This is a genomic window from Streptomyces sp. NPDC102278, assembly GCF_044766345.1.
Lineage (GTDB): Bacteria > Actinomycetota > Actinomycetes > Streptomycetales > Streptomycetaceae > Streptomyces.
Map to the genome: position 1 here is coordinate 104,951 of NZ_JBIWLV010000015.1, position 14,888 is coordinate 119,838.

The 14,888-nt window shown below is 70.2% G+C and carries 10 protein-coding genes; 7 read left to right on the plus strand and 3 right to left on the minus strand.

Features of this window, described 5'->3' with window-relative positions; translation table 11 throughout:
* The first annotated feature begins 90 nt into the window (after positions 1–90).
* The gene (locus ACIRO3_RS29265) at positions 91–582 is read left to right on the plus strand and encodes a DUF485 domain-containing protein (RefSeq protein ID WP_404141732.1); all 492 of its coding nucleotides are present in this window, start codon (positions 91–93) and stop codon (positions 580–582) included.
* Positions 579–2,171: a cation acetate symporter gene (locus ACIRO3_RS29270; RefSeq protein WP_366148440.1), complete on the plus strand. Its 1,593-nt coding sequence runs from the start codon at positions 579–581 to the stop codon at positions 2,169–2,171. Before ACIRO3_RS29265 ends, ACIRO3_RS29270 begins: the two co-directional genes overlap by 4 nt.
* Before the next feature lie 31 nt (positions 2,172–2,202).
* On the opposite strand, the gene ACIRO3_RS29275 is transcribed toward ACIRO3_RS29270, so the two are convergent.
* Positions 2,203–2,910, minus strand: a complete 708-nt coding sequence (locus ACIRO3_RS29275; RefSeq protein ID WP_404141734.1) for a response regulator — start codon at positions 2,908–2,910, stop codon at positions 2,203–2,205.
* On the minus strand, positions 2,907–4,508 hold the full coding sequence (locus ACIRO3_RS29280) for an ATP-binding protein (RefSeq protein WP_404141736.1): 1,602 nt from the start codon (positions 4,506–4,508) through the stop codon (positions 2,907–2,909). The genes ACIRO3_RS29275 and ACIRO3_RS29280 overlap by 4 nt, the downstream gene beginning before the upstream one ends.
* Positions 4,509–4,737: 229 nt before the next feature.
* On the opposite strand from ACIRO3_RS29280, the gene ACIRO3_RS29285 reads away from it, so the two are divergent.
* A complete protein-coding gene (locus tag ACIRO3_RS29285; RefSeq protein WP_404141738.1) occupies positions 4,738–9,027 on the plus strand; it encodes a discoidin domain-containing protein in 4,290 nt (1,429 codons plus the stop codon).
* Between the two features lie 93 nt (positions 9,028–9,120).
* Here ACIRO3_RS29285 and ACIRO3_RS29290 read toward each other — a convergent pair whose 3' ends face one another.
* On the minus strand, positions 9,121–9,987 hold the full coding sequence (locus ACIRO3_RS29290; protein ID WP_404141739.1) for an alpha/beta fold hydrolase: 867 nt from the start codon (positions 9,985–9,987) through the stop codon (positions 9,121–9,123).
* Between the two features lie 198 nt (positions 9,988–10,185).
* Here ACIRO3_RS29290 and ACIRO3_RS29295 point away from each other — a divergent pair, with 198 nt between their 5' ends.
* The 4 genes from ACIRO3_RS29295 (at position 10,186) to ACIRO3_RS29310 (ending at position 14,857) form a co-directional block, all read left to right on the plus strand.
* Complete coding sequence (locus ACIRO3_RS29295) at positions 10,186–11,196, plus strand: LacI family DNA-binding transcriptional regulator (RefSeq protein WP_329441861.1); 1,011 nt, start codon at positions 10,186–10,188, stop codon at positions 11,194–11,196.
* A gap of 210 nt (positions 11,197–11,406) precedes the next feature.
* Positions 11,407–12,807: an ABC transporter substrate-binding protein gene (locus ACIRO3_RS29300; RefSeq protein WP_404141741.1), complete on the plus strand. Its 1,401-nt coding sequence runs from the start codon at positions 11,407–11,409 to the stop codon at positions 12,805–12,807.
* 187 nt (positions 12,808–12,994) lie between these two features.
* Positions 12,995–13,969, plus strand: a complete 975-nt coding sequence (locus tag ACIRO3_RS29305; RefSeq protein ID WP_404141743.1) for a carbohydrate ABC transporter permease — start codon at positions 12,995–12,997, stop codon at positions 13,967–13,969.
* Between the two features lie 12 nt (positions 13,970–13,981).
* On the plus strand, positions 13,982–14,857 hold the full coding sequence (locus ACIRO3_RS29310; RefSeq protein WP_361773388.1) for a carbohydrate ABC transporter permease: 876 nt from the start codon (positions 13,982–13,984) through the stop codon (positions 14,855–14,857).
* Positions 14,858–14,888: the final 31 nt, after the last annotated feature.

The following is a 14,888-nucleotide window of genomic DNA, read 5'->3' on the forward strand; positions in this document are numbered from 1 at the left end:
GAAGAGCACCGGTACACCAGTCCGGAAAACGTCGATTCCACCCATCCTTGTCACCACGCGGCCAATGCGGCGGCGGACAAGGAGAGTTCGGTGGAGAAGCACGAAGGTCGTGATGCCGGAACGATCCGGCTCGACGACCCCTGGTACGACGCGTTGGCGGTCGGCTGGGGGGAGGGCGAGGTGGCGCAAACGGCCGCTCCGCGCCCGGTCGCCGGCGACCGGCCCGCATCCGGGGCCTCGGACATCTACCTGGAAGTGCAGCGAAGTGCCGCCTTCCAGGAGGTACGCAGCCGCTACCGGAGGTTCGTCGTCCCCGCGACCGCCGGCTTCTTCCTCTGGTACGTCGCCTACGTGGTCGCGGCGACCGCGGCGCCGGGGATCATGTCCCGGCCGGTGATGGGGTCGATCAACGTGGCCCTGCTGGCGGGGCTGGGCCAGTTCCTGAGTACGTTCCTCCTCACCTGGGCGTACGCGCGGCACGCGCGGCTGCGCCGGGACCGCGCCGCGCTCGACCTGCGCTGGACGGTCTTCGAACAGGAGCGGGACCAGGAGCGGATCCGGACCTGGGAGGCGGGCCGGTGACCACCGAACACCAGACCCTCGCGCTGATCCTGTTCAGCGTCTTCATCGCGGTCACGCTGGGCATCACCACCTGGGTCAGCCGCAACCGACACGGATCGGCCGAAGAGTTCTACGCGGGTGGGCGATTGTTCTCCCCGATGGAGAACGGCTTCGCCATCGCGGGCGACTACATGTCCGCGGCCTCCTTCCTCGGCATCTCCGGCCTGATCGCCCTCTTCGGATACGACGGCCTGCTGTACTCGGTCGGCTTCCTCGTGGCGTGGCTGGTCGTGCTCTTCCTGGTCGCCGAACTGGTCCGCAACTGCGGCCGGTTCACCCTCGCCGACGTGGTCGCCGCCCGGATGAGCGAGCGGCCCGTGCGGATCGCGGCCGGGGCTTCCTCGGTGGTGGTGTCCGTGCTGTACCTCGTGGCGCAAATGGTCGGCGCGGGCAGCCTGGTGGGCCTGCTGCTCGGGAATTCGAGCGCCGGCGCGCGCACCTTGACGGTGGTCGGCGTCGGCGCGCTGATGGTGGTCTACGTGTCCTTCGGGGGGATGCGGGCCACCACCTGGATCCAGATCGTGAAGGCCGTGCTGCTGATGGGCGGCGCCGTGACGTTGACCGTGCTGGTGCTGCTGCGCTTCCACGGGAACTTCGACCAGCTGTTGGCCACCGCCGCCGAACGCAGTGGACACGGAGCCAAGTTCCTGAACCCCGGACTCAAGTACGGGGGCGACTGGGCCGCCCGCTTCGACTTCATGAGCCTCGGCCTCGCCCTGGTCCTGGGCACGGCCGGGTTGCCGCACATCCTGTCGCGCTTCTACACGGTGCCGACGGCGCGCGCGGCCCGGCGGTCCGTGGTCTGGGCGATCGGGCTGATCGGCGGCTTCTACCTGATGACCATCGTGCTCGGCTTCGGGGCCGCCGCCCTGCTGGGTCCCGAGCAGGTCCGGGCCTCCAACGCCGCCGGAAACACGGCGGTTCCGCTGCTGGCGGCGTTCCTGGGAGGGGGCGCCGAGAGCACCGGGGGCGCGGTCCTGTTCGCCTTCGTGGCGGCGATCGCCTTCGCGACGATCCTCGCGGTGGTCGCCGGAATCACCCTGGCGTCCTCGGCTTCCGTGGCACACGACCTGTACGCCTCGCTCAAGCGCCGGCACGCCAAGCAGCGCAGCGAGGTCGCGGTGGCGCGGGTCGCCGCCGTCGGGATCGGCGCGGCGGCGATCGCGCTCGGGTTGGTCGCGCAGAACCTGAACGTGGCGTTCCTGGTGGGGTTGGCCTTCGCCGTGGCCGCCTCGGCGAACCTGCCGGTCCTGTTGTACTCGCTGTTCTGGCGGGCGTTCACCACCCGCGGGGCCGTCTGGTCCGTGTACGGGGGGCTGGTGCCGGCGGTGCTGCTGGTGGTGCTGTCGCCCGTGGTGTCCGGCAGCCCGGAGTCGATCTTCCCGGGTGTGGACTTCCAGTACTTCCCCCTCCAGAACCCCGGGATCGTCTCGATCCCGCTGGGTTTCCTGGCGGGGTGGCTCGGCACGGTCACCTCGGCGGAAGAGCCGGACGTGCGCAAGCACGCGGAGACGGAAGTGCGGTCGCTGACCGGCGCCGGGGCGGTGTGACCCTGCCGGTCGGTGATGGCGGCCTGCGGGGTCAGTGGGCGGCGCCGGGCTCGGAGTGGCGCCAGGAGTAGCGGTGTTCCGGCCGGCCCGTCTCGCCGTAGCGCAGGGCGAGGGTGACGCGCCCGGTGCGGTCGAGGAGCTTGAGATAGCGCTGGGCCGTCTGGCGGCTGATGCCGGCGCGATCGGCGATCTGCTGGGTGGAGAGCGGGCCCTCGGCCGTGCGCAGGACCTGGCGGACCAGGTCGGCGGTCGGGGGGGAGTGGCCTTTGGGCAGGTCGTTCGGGGCGCCGGCCGATGCCAGGGCGCCGAAGAGGCGGTCCACTTCGGCCTGTTCCGCCTCGCCTCCGGTCTCCAGGGCGCGCCGCAGGCTGCCGTAGGCCTCCAGGCGGGCCCGCAGCCCGGCGAACGCGAACGGCTTCACCATGTACTGGAGGGCGCCGAGCCGCATGGCGGCCTGCACGGTGGCGAGATCGCGGGCGGCCGTCACCATGATGACGTCGGTGTGGTGGCCCTGTTGGCGCAGCCGGCGGACCAGGTCGAGGCCGTTCTCGTCGGGGAGGTAGTGGTCCAGCAGGATCAGGTCCACGTCGTGGCTTTCCAGGAAGGCCAACGCCTCGGTTGCCGAATGTGCTTGGGCGATCACCTGGAATCCGGGAACCTTCGCCACGTACGCCGCGTTGATCCGGGCAACACGCATGTCGTCGTCGACGACCAATACGTGAATCGGGGACTCGTTCATCGCAGGGCCTCCGGGAGTACGACGGAGAATTCCGCCCCTCCGTCCGCTGTCTCGCCGGCCCGGACCGTACCGCCCTGCCGCTCCGCGAGACGGCGTACGAGCGCGAGTCCCAGTCCGCGCTCGCGGTGGGCCCTGGGCTGTTTCGTCGACCAGCCCTCGGTGAAGATCTCCTCGCGCCGCTCGGCGGGTACGCCGGGGCCGCTGTCCCGGACCCGGAGGATCGCCGTACGCCCCTCGGCGCGCAGCTCGACCTCGACCAGCGGGGCGGTCGAGCCGGCGGCCGCGTCGAGGGCGTTGTCCACCAGGTTGCCCGTGATGGTGACGAGACCGCCGGGGTCCACCACCCGGTCGGGCAGTCGGGTGGCGTCGGCCAGGCGGAGCGGGACGCCGCGCTCCGCGGCGACGGTCGCCTTGCCGACCAGGAGGGCCGCCAGCAGCGGATCCCGGATCCTCTCGGTGACCTGCTCCGCGGTGGTGCGGTGCACCCCGACGACCTCGGTCACGAACTCCACGGCCTCCTCGTACAGGTCGAGCTCCAGGAGACCGAGCAGGGTGTGGAGCCGGTTCGCGTGCTCGTGGTCCTGGGCGCGCAGGGCGTCGATCAGACCGCGGGTGGAGTCCAGCTCGCGTCCGAGGTGTTCCAGTTCGGTGCGGTCGCGCAGGGTGGCGACGGCTCCGCCGTCCTCGGTGGGCATCCGGTTGGCGACCAGCACGCGGGGCCCCTGGACGGTGAGCAGGTCCCGGCCACCGACCCGGCCCGTGAGGACGTCGGTGGTCCGGCCCGCGCCGAGGACGTCGTCCAGCGCGCGTCCCGCGACGGCTGCCGGGGCGTCGGGGTCGAGGCCCAGCAGCCGGGCGGCCTCGTCGTTGACCAGCCGGATCCGCCCGTGCCGGTCGAGGGCGATCACGCCCTCGCGGATGGAGTGCAGCATCGCCTCCCGCTCCGCGAGGAGACCGGCGATATCGGAGAAGGCCAGGTCGCGGGTCTGCCGCTGGATCCGGCGGGAGAGCAGGTAGGCGGCGAGAGCGCCCGCCGCCAGGGCGCCGCCCGCGTAGGCGAGCAGGCCGGGGATGGCTCCCAGCAGCCGGTCGCGGACGCTGTCGTAGGCGATGCCGACGGAGACCGCGCCGACGATCTCCCCGTCGGCGGCCAGGAGCGGGACCTTGCCGCGGGCGGAGCGGCCCAGGGTGCCGTCGTCGATCTCCATCACCTCGCGGCCCGCCAGGGCGTCGCCGGGGTCCGTGGAGACGGCCAGGCCGATCCGGCGGGGGTCGGGGTGGGAGCGTCGGATGCCCCGCAGGTCGACGACCACGACGTACTCGGCTCCGGTGGCGCTGCGGACGCGTTCGGCGGCGGATTGCACCGGGCTGTCGCGGTCCGGTCCCGAGTCCAGCAGGTCCGTGGCCAGCGAGGGGTCGGCGGCGGCGCTCTGGGCGATCGCCAGGGCGCGCCGCATGGCCTGGTCGTCCAGCTGCGCGCCGAGCGGCGCCAGGAAGAGACCGGTGGCCAGGGCCACCACACCCGCCGCGATGGCGAGCTGGGTGAGCAGGATCTGGGAGACGGCCCTTCTGGGCAGCCCGAGGCGCCGAGCGCTCATGTGGGGGAACCGCATGACCAGCAACCGTAGGTCGGCTTCGGCCTGAGCGGAATTCTTCCCGGCACGCAAATCCCTTGCGTTACTTGCGCCCAGCTTGCGCAAGCGATGACGGCACAAAAGTGCGGTCAGAGCGGTAGACGACTCGCCAAAGCTCTGCAACTCTCGCACGGCACACCGCAAATTCCTGTCTCACCTGGTTCAGAAAACTCATGTCGAGGGACGAGGACATATGAGAAGGCACAACTGGAGATGGCGGGTCCTGGCCGCCCTCCTCAGCACGGCGCTGATGATGATCGCTTGGCCCGCCCTGACCGCCGCGGCCGCCGGCGGTCCGAGCATCGCCGCGGGCAGGCCCGCGGCCGCGAGCAGTGCCAACGGTTCCTACACCGCGGCCAACGTCACCGACGGCAACCAGTCCACGTACTGGGAGAGCGCCGGCGGCACCTTTCCGCAATGGGTGCAGACCGACCTCGGGGTCACCACCCGCATCGACCAGGTGGTGCTGAAGCTGCCCGCCGCCTGGGAGAGCCGCAGCCAGACCCTGTCGGTCCAGGGCAGTGCCGACGGCACGAGCTTCGCCACCCTGGTGAACTCCGCCACGTACTCCTTCGGCCAGGGCGACGGGAACACGGTGACCATCACCCTCCCGGCCACCCAGACCCGCTTCGTGCGGATCGCCGTCACGGCGAACTCCGGCTGGCAGGCCGCCCAGCTCTCCGAACTGGAGGTGCGCGCCCCCGGCGAGTCCTCCGTCAACCTGGCGCTCGGGAAGACCCTCACCGCGAGCAGTAACACCCAGGTGTACGTGCCGGCCAACGCCAACGACGGCAACACGGCCAGCTACTGGGAGAGCGTCAACGACGCGCTGCCTCAATGGATCAAGGCCGACCTCGGCGCCTCGGTACGCGTCGACCGCGTGGTGCTGCGACTGCCCGAGAACTGGGGCGCGCGCACCCAGACCCTGAAGATCCAGGGCAGCGCCAACGGCACGGACTACACCGACTTGACCGCCTCCAAGGCGTACGAGTTCAACGCCGCGGGCGGCAACGCCGTCACCCTCGCCTTCGACGCCGCCACCACCCGCCACCTGCGCGTGTGGATATCGGCGAACTCCGTACAGCCCGGCGGGCAGCTCTCCGAGCTGGAGATCTACGGTCCGCAGAGCGGTGACACCCAGGCGCCCGGCGCCCCCACCGAGCTCGCCTACACCGAGCCGGCAACCGGCCAGATCAAGCTGACCTGGAAGGCGGCCACCGACAACGTGGCCGTCACCGGCTACGACGTCTACGCCAACAACCAGCTGCGCACGAGCGTCGCGGGCAACGTCACCACCTACACCGACACCCAGCCGACCGGCGCGAACGTCACCTACCACGTCCGGGCCAAGGACGCCGCCGGCAACCAATCGCCGAACAGCAACACCGTCACCCGCGCCGGGGACACCGGTGACACCCAGGCCCCGACCTCCCCGGGCTCGCTGACCCTCACCGAGCCGGCCGCCGACCAGGTCAGACTGGCCTGGCAGGCCTCCACCGACAACGTGGCCGTCACCGGCTACGAGGTGTACGCGAACAACGTGCTGCGCACGACGGTCGCGGGCAACGTCACCGGCTACACGGACACCCAACCGGCGACCGCCACCGTCAGCTACTTCGTGCGGGCCAAGGACGCGGCCGGCAACCGCTCGGGCGACAGCAACACCGTGACCCGCAACGGCAGCGGAGGCGGTGGTTCCAACCTGGCCGTCGGCAAACCCATCACCGGTTCGTCGGTCATCCACACCTTCGTCGCGGAGAACGCCAACGACAACAACACCAGCACCTATTGGGAAGGCGCGGCCGGGGCCTACCCGAGCACGCTGACCGTCAGGCTCGGCGCCAACGCCGACGTGGACCGTCTGGTACTCAAGATCAATCCGGACAGTGCCTGGGGCACCCGCACCCAGAACATCCAGGTCCTCGGCAGGGAGCAGGGGGCCTCCGGGTTCACGGGCCTGGTCGCCGCGAAGGACTACACCTTCAACCCGGCGTCCGGCGGCAACACGGTCTCCATCCCGGTCGGCTCCCGCGTCGCCGACATCCAGTTGCGCTTCACCTCCAACACCGGCTCCGGAAACGGGCAGATCGCGGAGTTCCAGGTCATCGGCGTTCCCGCGCCCAATCCCGACCTGGTGATCACCGGCCTGAGCGCCGCGCCCGCCACGCCGGTCGAGTCGGACCCCGTGACGCTGTCCGCCACCGTCAAGAACAGCGGCCCCGCCCCGGCCGCCGCCACCGCCGTCACCTTCCGGCTCGGTGGCACGATGGTCGGTACGGCCTCCGTGCCGGCGCTCGCCGCCGGCGCGAGCGCCACCGTCGGCGCGGGGATCGGCGCGCGGGACGCCGGGACGTACCCGCTCGGCGCGGTCGTCGACGAGGCCGACACGGTCATCGAGCAGAACGACACCAACAACACCTTCACCGGGACCCCGCTCGTCGTCCGCCCGGTGGACAGCTCCGACCTGGTGGCCTCCGCGGTCGGTTGGTCGCCGGGTTCACCGTCCGCCGGTCAGACGGTGAACTTCACCGTCACGGTCAAGAACCAGGGCTCCGTCGCGGCGGCCCCCGGTGCGCACGGCGTCACCCTCACGCTGCAGGACGCGGGCGGCGCGACCGTACGGACGCTGACGGGATCCTTCAGCGGCGCCCTCGCGGCCGGCGCCTCCTCGGCGCCGATCGCGCTCGGCAGCTGGCCGGCGGCGAACGGCAAGTACACCGTCAAGGTGGTCCTCGCCGACGACTCCAACGAACTGCCGGTCAAGCGGGCCAACAACACCTCCACCAAGTCCTTCTTCGTCGGCCGTGGGGCGAACATGCCCTTCGACACCTACGAGGCCGAGGACGGGGCGGTCGGCGGCGGGGCGAGTGTCGTCGGACCCAACCGGACCATCGGCGACATCGCGGGCGAGGCCTCGGGCCGCAGGGCCGTGAACCTCGACGCGACCGGCGAGTACGTCGAGTTCACCACCCGGGCCGCCACCAACACCCTGGTCACCCGCTTCTCGATCCCCGACGCCCCGGGCGGCGGCGGCATCGACTCCACGATCAACGTGTACGTCAACGGCACCCTCAGGAAGGCCCTGCCGCTGACCTCCAAGTACGCCTGGCTGTACGGCGCCGAGGCCTCCCCGGGCAACTCGCCCGGCTCCGGCGCCCCGCGCCACATCTACGACGAGGCGAACATCCTGCTGGGTGAGACCGTCCCGGCGGGCAGCAGGATCCGCCTCCAGAAGGACGCGGCCAACACCAGCACGTACGCCATCGACTTCGTCAGCCTGGAGCAGGCCGCGGCGATCGCCAACCCCGACCCGGCGACGTACACCGTGCCCGCCGGCTTCACGCACCAGGACGTACAGAACGCCCTGGACAAGGTCCGGATGGACACCACCGGCAAGCTCGTCGGCGTGTACCTGCCGCCGGGCGACTACCAGACGGCGAGCAAGTTCCAGGTGTACGGCAAGGCCGTGCAGGTCGTCGGCGCCGGACCATGGTTCACCCGCTTCCAGGCCCCGTCGTCCCAGGACAACACCGACATCGGCTGGCGGGCGGAGGGCACCGCGAAGGGCTCGTCCTTCTCGGGCTTCGCCTACTTCGGCAACTACACCTCGCGCATCGACGGACCGGGCAAGGTCTTCGACTTCGCGAACGTCTCCGACATCACCATCGACAACATCTGGAACGAGCACATGGTGTGCCTCTACTGGGGTGCCAACACCGACCGGATCACCATCAAGAACTCCCGCATCCGTGACATGTTCGCCGACGGCATCAACATGACCAACGGCAGCACGGACAACCTCGTGACCAACAACGAGGCGCGGGCCACGGGCGACGACAGCTTCGCGCTGTTCTCCGCGATCGACGCGGGTGGCGCGGACATGAAGAACAACGTCTACGAGAACCTGACCACGATCCTGACCTGGCGGGCGGCCGGCGTCGCCGTCTACGGCGGCTTCAACAACACCTTCCGCAACATCCACATCGCGGACACGCTCGTCTACTCCGGCATCACCATCAGCTCCCTGGACTTCGGGTATCCGATGAACGGGTTCGGCACCGATCCGACGACCTTCGAGAACATCTCGATCGTCCGCTCCGGCGGCCACTTCTGGGGCGCGCAGACCTTCCCCGGGATCTGGGTCTTCTCGGCCTCGAAGGTGTTCCAGGGGATCAGGATCAACAACGTCGACATCGTCGATCCGACGTACAGCGGAATCATGTTCCAGACCCAGTACGTGGGAGGCCAACCGGTCAATCCGATCAAGGACACCATCCTCAAGGACATCACCATCACCGGGGCGAAGAAGAGCGGCGACGCCTTCGACGCCAAGTCGGGCTTCGGACTCTGGGCGAACGAGATGCCCGAGGCGGGCCAGGGACCGGCGGTCGGCGAGGTCACGATCCAGAACCTGCGCATGAACGACAACGCCGTGGACGTGCGGAACACGACCTCGACGTTCAGGATCAACCGGCTGCCGTAGCGGGCAGCGCATCGGTGGGCGGGGCGTTCCCTCCGGGGCGCCCCGCCCGTTCGGGTGCGGGCGCCGGCCCGGGTGCGCGCGGCGTGGGCGTGGTCACAGGGGGGCCGTGTGGCGTACGAGCGCGGGGACCACCGTGTCCCAGACCTCCGGTACGGGCATCTGGTGGCCCATCCCGGCGAGCGGGACGAGCGTGGCGCCGGGGATCTCCCGGGCCAGGGCCTCGGCGTGACCGTAGGGGAAGAGCGGGTCGTGCGTGCCGTGCAGGACCAACGTCGGCGCGGTGATCTCGCCGAGGCGCGCCCGAACCGGTTCGCCCCCCTCGACGCGCCAGTGGTTGGACGCGGCGGCCGGCGCCGGGCTGCGGTCGTACGCGCGCCCGGCGGTGCCCCGCAGGCGCTCCTCGTCCACCGGGATCCGACCGGCGAAGGCGTGCTCGGCCGCGAGGAAGTACGCGATCACCGAGTCGCGGTCGGCCCAGTCGGGGCCGGGCCGGGGCTCGGCGAACCACTGGGCCAGGGCTTCGTCCACGGGCGGCAGATCGGGTCGGCCGGGGCCGCCGGGACCGTCGGGGCTGGTGGACATCAGGGTCAGTGTGACGAGGCGCTCGGGGTGCAGGACGGCCAGGCGTTGCGCGAGTGCGCCGCCCATGGAGACGCCGACGACATGGGCCGCGGCGACGCCGTGGGCGTCCAGGACCCCCAGCGCGTCGAGCAGGAGATCGTCACCCGTGTACGGGGGCTCGCCGATCGGGAAGACGGTGGAGCGGCCGGTGTCGCGGGTGTCGTAGCGGATGACGTGGCGGCCGGCGGCGGTGAGCCGGGCGAGGAACTCCTCGTCCCACCAGTCCATGGTGGCCTCGGCGCCCGAGACGAGCAGCACCGCCGGGTCGGTCGAGTCGCCGAAGGCCTGTGTGGCGAGGGTGACGCCGTTGACGCGGACCGCCTTCTCGGGCGTGGTCATGGCTGTTCCTCCTGCGTCGCGGGGATGCGGTGGGGATGCGGGGAGCTCTGCCGCAAGTGTGCTCCGGGCCACCGGCCTGATCGTGGAGCCCGCCCGGGCGCACGCGGTACGGGGCCTTCACAGACGGGGTCCGCATGACCCAAACTGGCCGTAATGGAACTGCAAGCCACTTGCGTTCCTTGCGCTACTCTTGCGCTCATGACGCGACGACTTGCTCAAGTGGCGAAGAAGGTGGGAGTCAGCGAGGCAACGGTCAGCCGGGTGCTCAACGGCAAGCCGGGCGTCTCGGAGGCGACCCGACAGTCCGTGCTCACCGCTCTCGACGTGCTCGGCTACGAGCGCCCCACCCAGTTGCGCGGCGAACGCGCCCGGCTGGTCGGCTTGGTGCTGCCCGAGCTCCAGAACCCCATCTTCCCGGCCTTCGCCGAGGTCATCGGGGGCGCGCTGGCGCAGCAGGGGCTGACCCCCGTGCTGTGCACCCAGACCACCGGCGGGGTCTCCGAGGCCGACTACGTGGAGCTCCTGCTCCAGCAACAGGTGTCGGGCGTGGTCTTCGCGGGCGGGCTCTTCGCGCAGGCCGACGCCCCGCACGAGCACTACCGGCTGCTGTCCGAGCGCAAGGTTCCGGTGGTGCTCATCAACGCCTCCATCGAGGACCTCGGATTCCCGTGCGTGGCCTGCGACGACGCCGTGGCCGTCGAGCAGGCCTGGCGGCACCTGGCCTCCCTGGGGCACGAGCGGATCGGGCTCGTGCTGGGCCCGCCCGACCACATGCCCTCGTTGCGCAAGCTGGTGGCCGCCCAGGCCGTGGTCGCCGCTGCGGGTGCCGAACTGCCGGCCGCCCACGTGGAGCGGACCCTGTTCTCCCTGGAGGGCGGGCACGCGGCCGCCTCCCGCCTGCTGGACCGGGGGGTCACCGGCATCATCTGCGCGAGCGACCCCTTGGCGCTGGGTGCCGTACGGGCCGCACGCCGCCGGGGGCTGGACGTACCGCGGGAGATCTCCGTGGTCGGCTACGACGACTCGGCGTTCATGAACTGCACCGAGCCCCCGCTGACCACCGTCCGGCAGCCCATCGAGGCCATGGGCCGGGCGGCCGTGGAGCTGCTCACCGCCCAGATCCAGGGAGCCGCCGTACAGCCCGGCGAGCTGCTCTTCGAGCCGGAGCTGGTGGTCCGCGGGTCCACCGCGCAAGCGCCCCGCAGGTAGCCCGTACCGCCCCCGCGCGCTCGGCCGAGGCCCCGGAACGTCCCATGGACGTTCCGGGGCCCTTTTTGCGTCCTGTGTCCCACCTGTCGTACGCGCCAATGTCAGAGTCTTACGAAATCTGCGCGAGATATTGCGTTCATCTGTGGGCGGTGGTTGAGTGTGCCCCGCTCGCCCCCACGCCTTCTGTTCGATGCTCGAAGGGGACCACCGATGAGAACCCACGTCCGCCGCAACGTCGCGGCCGCCCTCGTCTCCGCGCTCGCCGTCTCCGCCCTCGCGGCGTGCGGTACGAGCAGCAGCGGAGACGACCCGAAGCCGCAGCCGAGCGGTGGTGTCACCGACGTCTCCGCCCCGCTCGACCCGAAGACCAAGGTCACCCTCTCCATCGACTGCATGCCGCCCGCGGCCAAGGCGGCCGAGCTCAAGGAGTGGAAGGAGGACGTGGCCGAGTTCAACAAGACCTATCCGAACGTCACCGTCGAGGGCCGCTCGACGCCCGGCCAGTGCCTGGAGCCCCCGCGCTTCACCGCGATGCTCAAAGCCAAGTCCCAACCCGACGTCTTCTACGCCTACTTCACCGACCTGAAGCAGGTGCTCGACAACGACGGGGCCGAGGACATCACGGCGTACGTGACCCCCAGGACGGTCCCCGCGTTCGACGACATCGACAAGAACGTCCTGAACGTCCTCAAGACCGACGGCAAGCTGTACGGCGTCCCCACCAGCAACTACACGATGGGTCTGCTCGTCAACCGCAAGCTCTTCCAGCAGGCCGGCCTCAACCCCGACACCCCGCCCCGCACCTGGGAGGAGGTCCGGGCCGCCGCGAAGAAGATCGCCGGCCTCGGCAACGGAGTCGCCGGATACGGCGAGTACAGCGTCGAGAACACCGGCGGCTGGCACTACACGGCCGCCATGTACGGCCTGGGCGGCGACATCGTCGGCGCCGACGGCAAGGCCGCGTTCAACAACGCCACGGGCAAGCAGATCGTCGACAACCTCCACGCGATGCGCTGGGAGGACGACAGCATGGGCAAGACCCAGCTGCTCAAGTGGGGCGACCTGCAGAAGCAGATGGCCTCGGACAAGCTCGGCATGTTCCTCGCCGCTCCCGATGACATCACCTACATGGTCCAGCAACTCGGCGCCACGTACGAGAACTTCGGCATGGGTCCGATCCCCGGTGGCGCGTCCACGCTCGCCGGCGGCAACGGCTACATGATCAAGAAGGGCAGCTCGCCCGACAAGGTCAAGGCTGCCATCGCCTGGCTGAACTTCAAGACCCTCGCGGTCGGCAAGGGCCAGTTCCAGTACGACCGCAGCAAGACCGACGGCCTGCCGGTCGGACTCCCGCAGCCCGCCTTCTTCACCGGCGCGAGCAAGGCCAAGGACGACGAGCTGAAGGCGGCGAGCGCCACCATGCCGGTCGCCAACTTCAAGCCCTTCCTGGACAACCCGGTGCCCGGCAAGGCGGAGCCGCCGAAGGCCCAGGAGGTCTACAAGGTCCTCGACAAGGTGATGTCGGGGGTGCTCACGAACAAGGGCGCGGACGCGGCGCAGTTGCTGGGCGAGGCCGAGAAGGCGGTCAACCAGGTACTGGCCAACCAGTAGCGCCGCCGGGCGGCGCCGGGCGCGCCTCCCCGGCCCGGCACCGCCCGCCCGGCCCCGCGGCCCCGCGCACCCCTTCCCCGCACCCCCGGGCACCCGCGCACCCCTTCCCCGAACCCCCGCGGACCCGCACCCCCGGGCCACCGGCCCCGCGTATCGATGGCGACGACCCACCAAGGAGCGAGCGGCGATGTCGGCCCCCACCCTGCCCGGATCCACCGGGAAGACCGCCGGACCCCGGGATCCGGGAACCCGTCCCCGCGAGTCCCGCGCCGACGGACCCTCGCGCGACGCGTTCCGGCGGACGGTCAAGCGGAACCTCACGGCCCACGGCTTCCTGATCGGCGCCGTCCTGTGCTTCTCCTTCTTCTCCTGGTACCCGATGGTCCGGGAGTTCCTGCTGGCCTTCCAGAAGACGGAGGGCGGCGCCACCCGCTGGGTGGGCTGGGACAACTTCACCTACGTCTTCAACGATCCGAACTTCTGGCAGGCCTGGCGCAACACCCTGCTCTTCACGGGGCTCGCCCTGGTCTTCGGCTTCGCCGTGCCCTTCGTGGTCGCCGTCGTCCTCAACGAGTTCCGGCACGCCCAGGGCTACCTGCGCATGCTGGTCTACCTCCCGGTGATGATGCCCCCGGTGGCCTCGATCCTGCTGTTCAAGTACTTCTACGACCCGGGCTACGGCCTCTTCAACCGGGTGCTGGAGTTCCTGCACCTGCCGGCGCAGGACTGGCTCCAGTCCACCGACACCGCGATGCTCTCCGTGGTCCTGGCCTCGACCTGGATGAACATGGGCGGCGCGACCCTGATCTACCTGGCCGCTCTCCAGGGCATCCCCGGAGAGCTCTACGAGGCGGCCGAACTCGACGGAGCGGGACTGCTGCGCAAGGTCTGGCACATCACGATCCCGCAGACCCGGCTGATCCTCTCGCTCCTGTTGCTGATGCAGATCATCGCGACGATGCAGGTGTTCGTCGAACCGTTCCTGCTGACCGGCGGCGCCGGACCGGAGGGATCGACCACCACCGTGGTCGTCCTCATCTACCAGTACGCCTTCAACTTCAACCAGTACGGCGGCGCCGCGGCCCTGGGGCTGTGCCTGCTCGTCCTGCTCGCGGGCTTCTCCGCGCTGTACGTCCGCCTCAGTCGCGACAACGAGAGCTGACCTGGAGCCCCCATGGCAGAGCGCACGCTGATATCGCCCGCCCAGTTGGGCCGCACCCGGGGGAAGGTCCTCTACTGGGCCCTCCTCGGCCTGGTCGTCGTCGGGTTCACCGTCGTCTTCCTCGGCCCGCTCTACTGGATGGTCGCGAACGGCCTCAAGAGCACCGAGGAGTTCGCCAAGGTCCCGCCGACCCTGGTGCCCGACTCCCTCCACACCGCCAACTACACGGCCGCCTGGCAGGTCATGGATCTGGCCAAGCTGCTGTTCAACACCCTCTACTACGCCTTCGGGGCGCTCGCCTTCCAACTCGTCCTCGACGTCGCCGCCGCCTACTCGCTCTCCAGGTTGAGGCCCGTCTTCGGCAAGGCCGTCCTCGGGATGATGTTGGCCACCCTGATGATCCCGGCCACCGTCCTGGTCGTACCGCAGTACCTCACGGTCCTGGACATGCCGATCATCGAGCGCAACCTGCTCAACTCGCCCTGGGTGATCTGGCTGCCGTCCGTCACCAACGCCTTCAACATCTTCCTGCTGAAGCGCTTCTTCGACTCGATCCCCCAGGAGATCCTCGACGCCGCCTCCATCGACGGCGCGGGCGCCCTGCGTTCCCTGCGCTCCGTGGTCCTGCCGATGAGCCGGCCCATCCTCGGCGTCGTGTCGATCTTCGCGATCGTCGGGGTGTGGAAGGACTTCCTCTGGCCGATGCTCACCCTCCCCGACCCGGCACTGCAAACGCTCAACGTCGGGATCTACTCGCTCTCCACGGGAGTGCCGGAGAACCATCTCATCGCCGCGCTCGCGATGGCCTCCGCCCCCACGCTCGTCATCTTCCTGATCTTCCAGCGCAACATCATGAGCGGCCTGACGGCAGGCTCCCTCAAGGGCTGACCAGCCGCCCGCGGGACGCGCACCGCCGTGC

Bases quoted from the DNA above. Each gene is read 5' to 3' on its own strand.
- ACIRO3_RS29275 (WP_404141734.1), bottom strand. From the start codon at position 2,910: ATGAACGAGTCCCCGATTCACGTATTGGTCGTCGACGACGACATGCGT.
- ACIRO3_RS29310 (WP_361773388.1), top strand. From the start codon at position 13,982: ATGGCAGAGCGCACGCTGATATCGCCCGCCCAGTTGGGCCGCACCCGG.
- ACIRO3_RS29280 (WP_404141736.1), bottom strand. From the start codon at position 4,508: ATGAGCGCTCGGCGCCTCGGGCTGCCCAGAAGGGCCGTCTCCCAGATC.
- ACIRO3_RS29290 (WP_404141739.1), bottom strand. From the start codon at position 9,987: ATGACCACGCCCGAGAAGGCGGTCCGCGTCAACGGCGTCACCCTCGCC.
- ACIRO3_RS29300 (WP_404141741.1), top strand. From the start codon at position 11,407: ATGAGAACCCACGTCCGCCGCAACGTCGCGGCCGCCCTCGTCTCCGCG.
- ACIRO3_RS29305 (WP_404141743.1), top strand. From the start codon at position 12,995: ATGTCGGCCCCCACCCTGCCCGGATCCACCGGGAAGACCGCCGGACCC.
- ACIRO3_RS29285 (WP_404141738.1), top strand. From the start codon at position 4,738: ATGAGAAGGCACAACTGGAGATGGCGGGTCCTGGCCGCCCTCCTCAGC.
- ACIRO3_RS29295 (WP_329441861.1), top strand. From the start codon at position 10,186: ATGACGCGACGACTTGCTCAAGTGGCGAAGAAGGTGGGAGTCAGCGAG.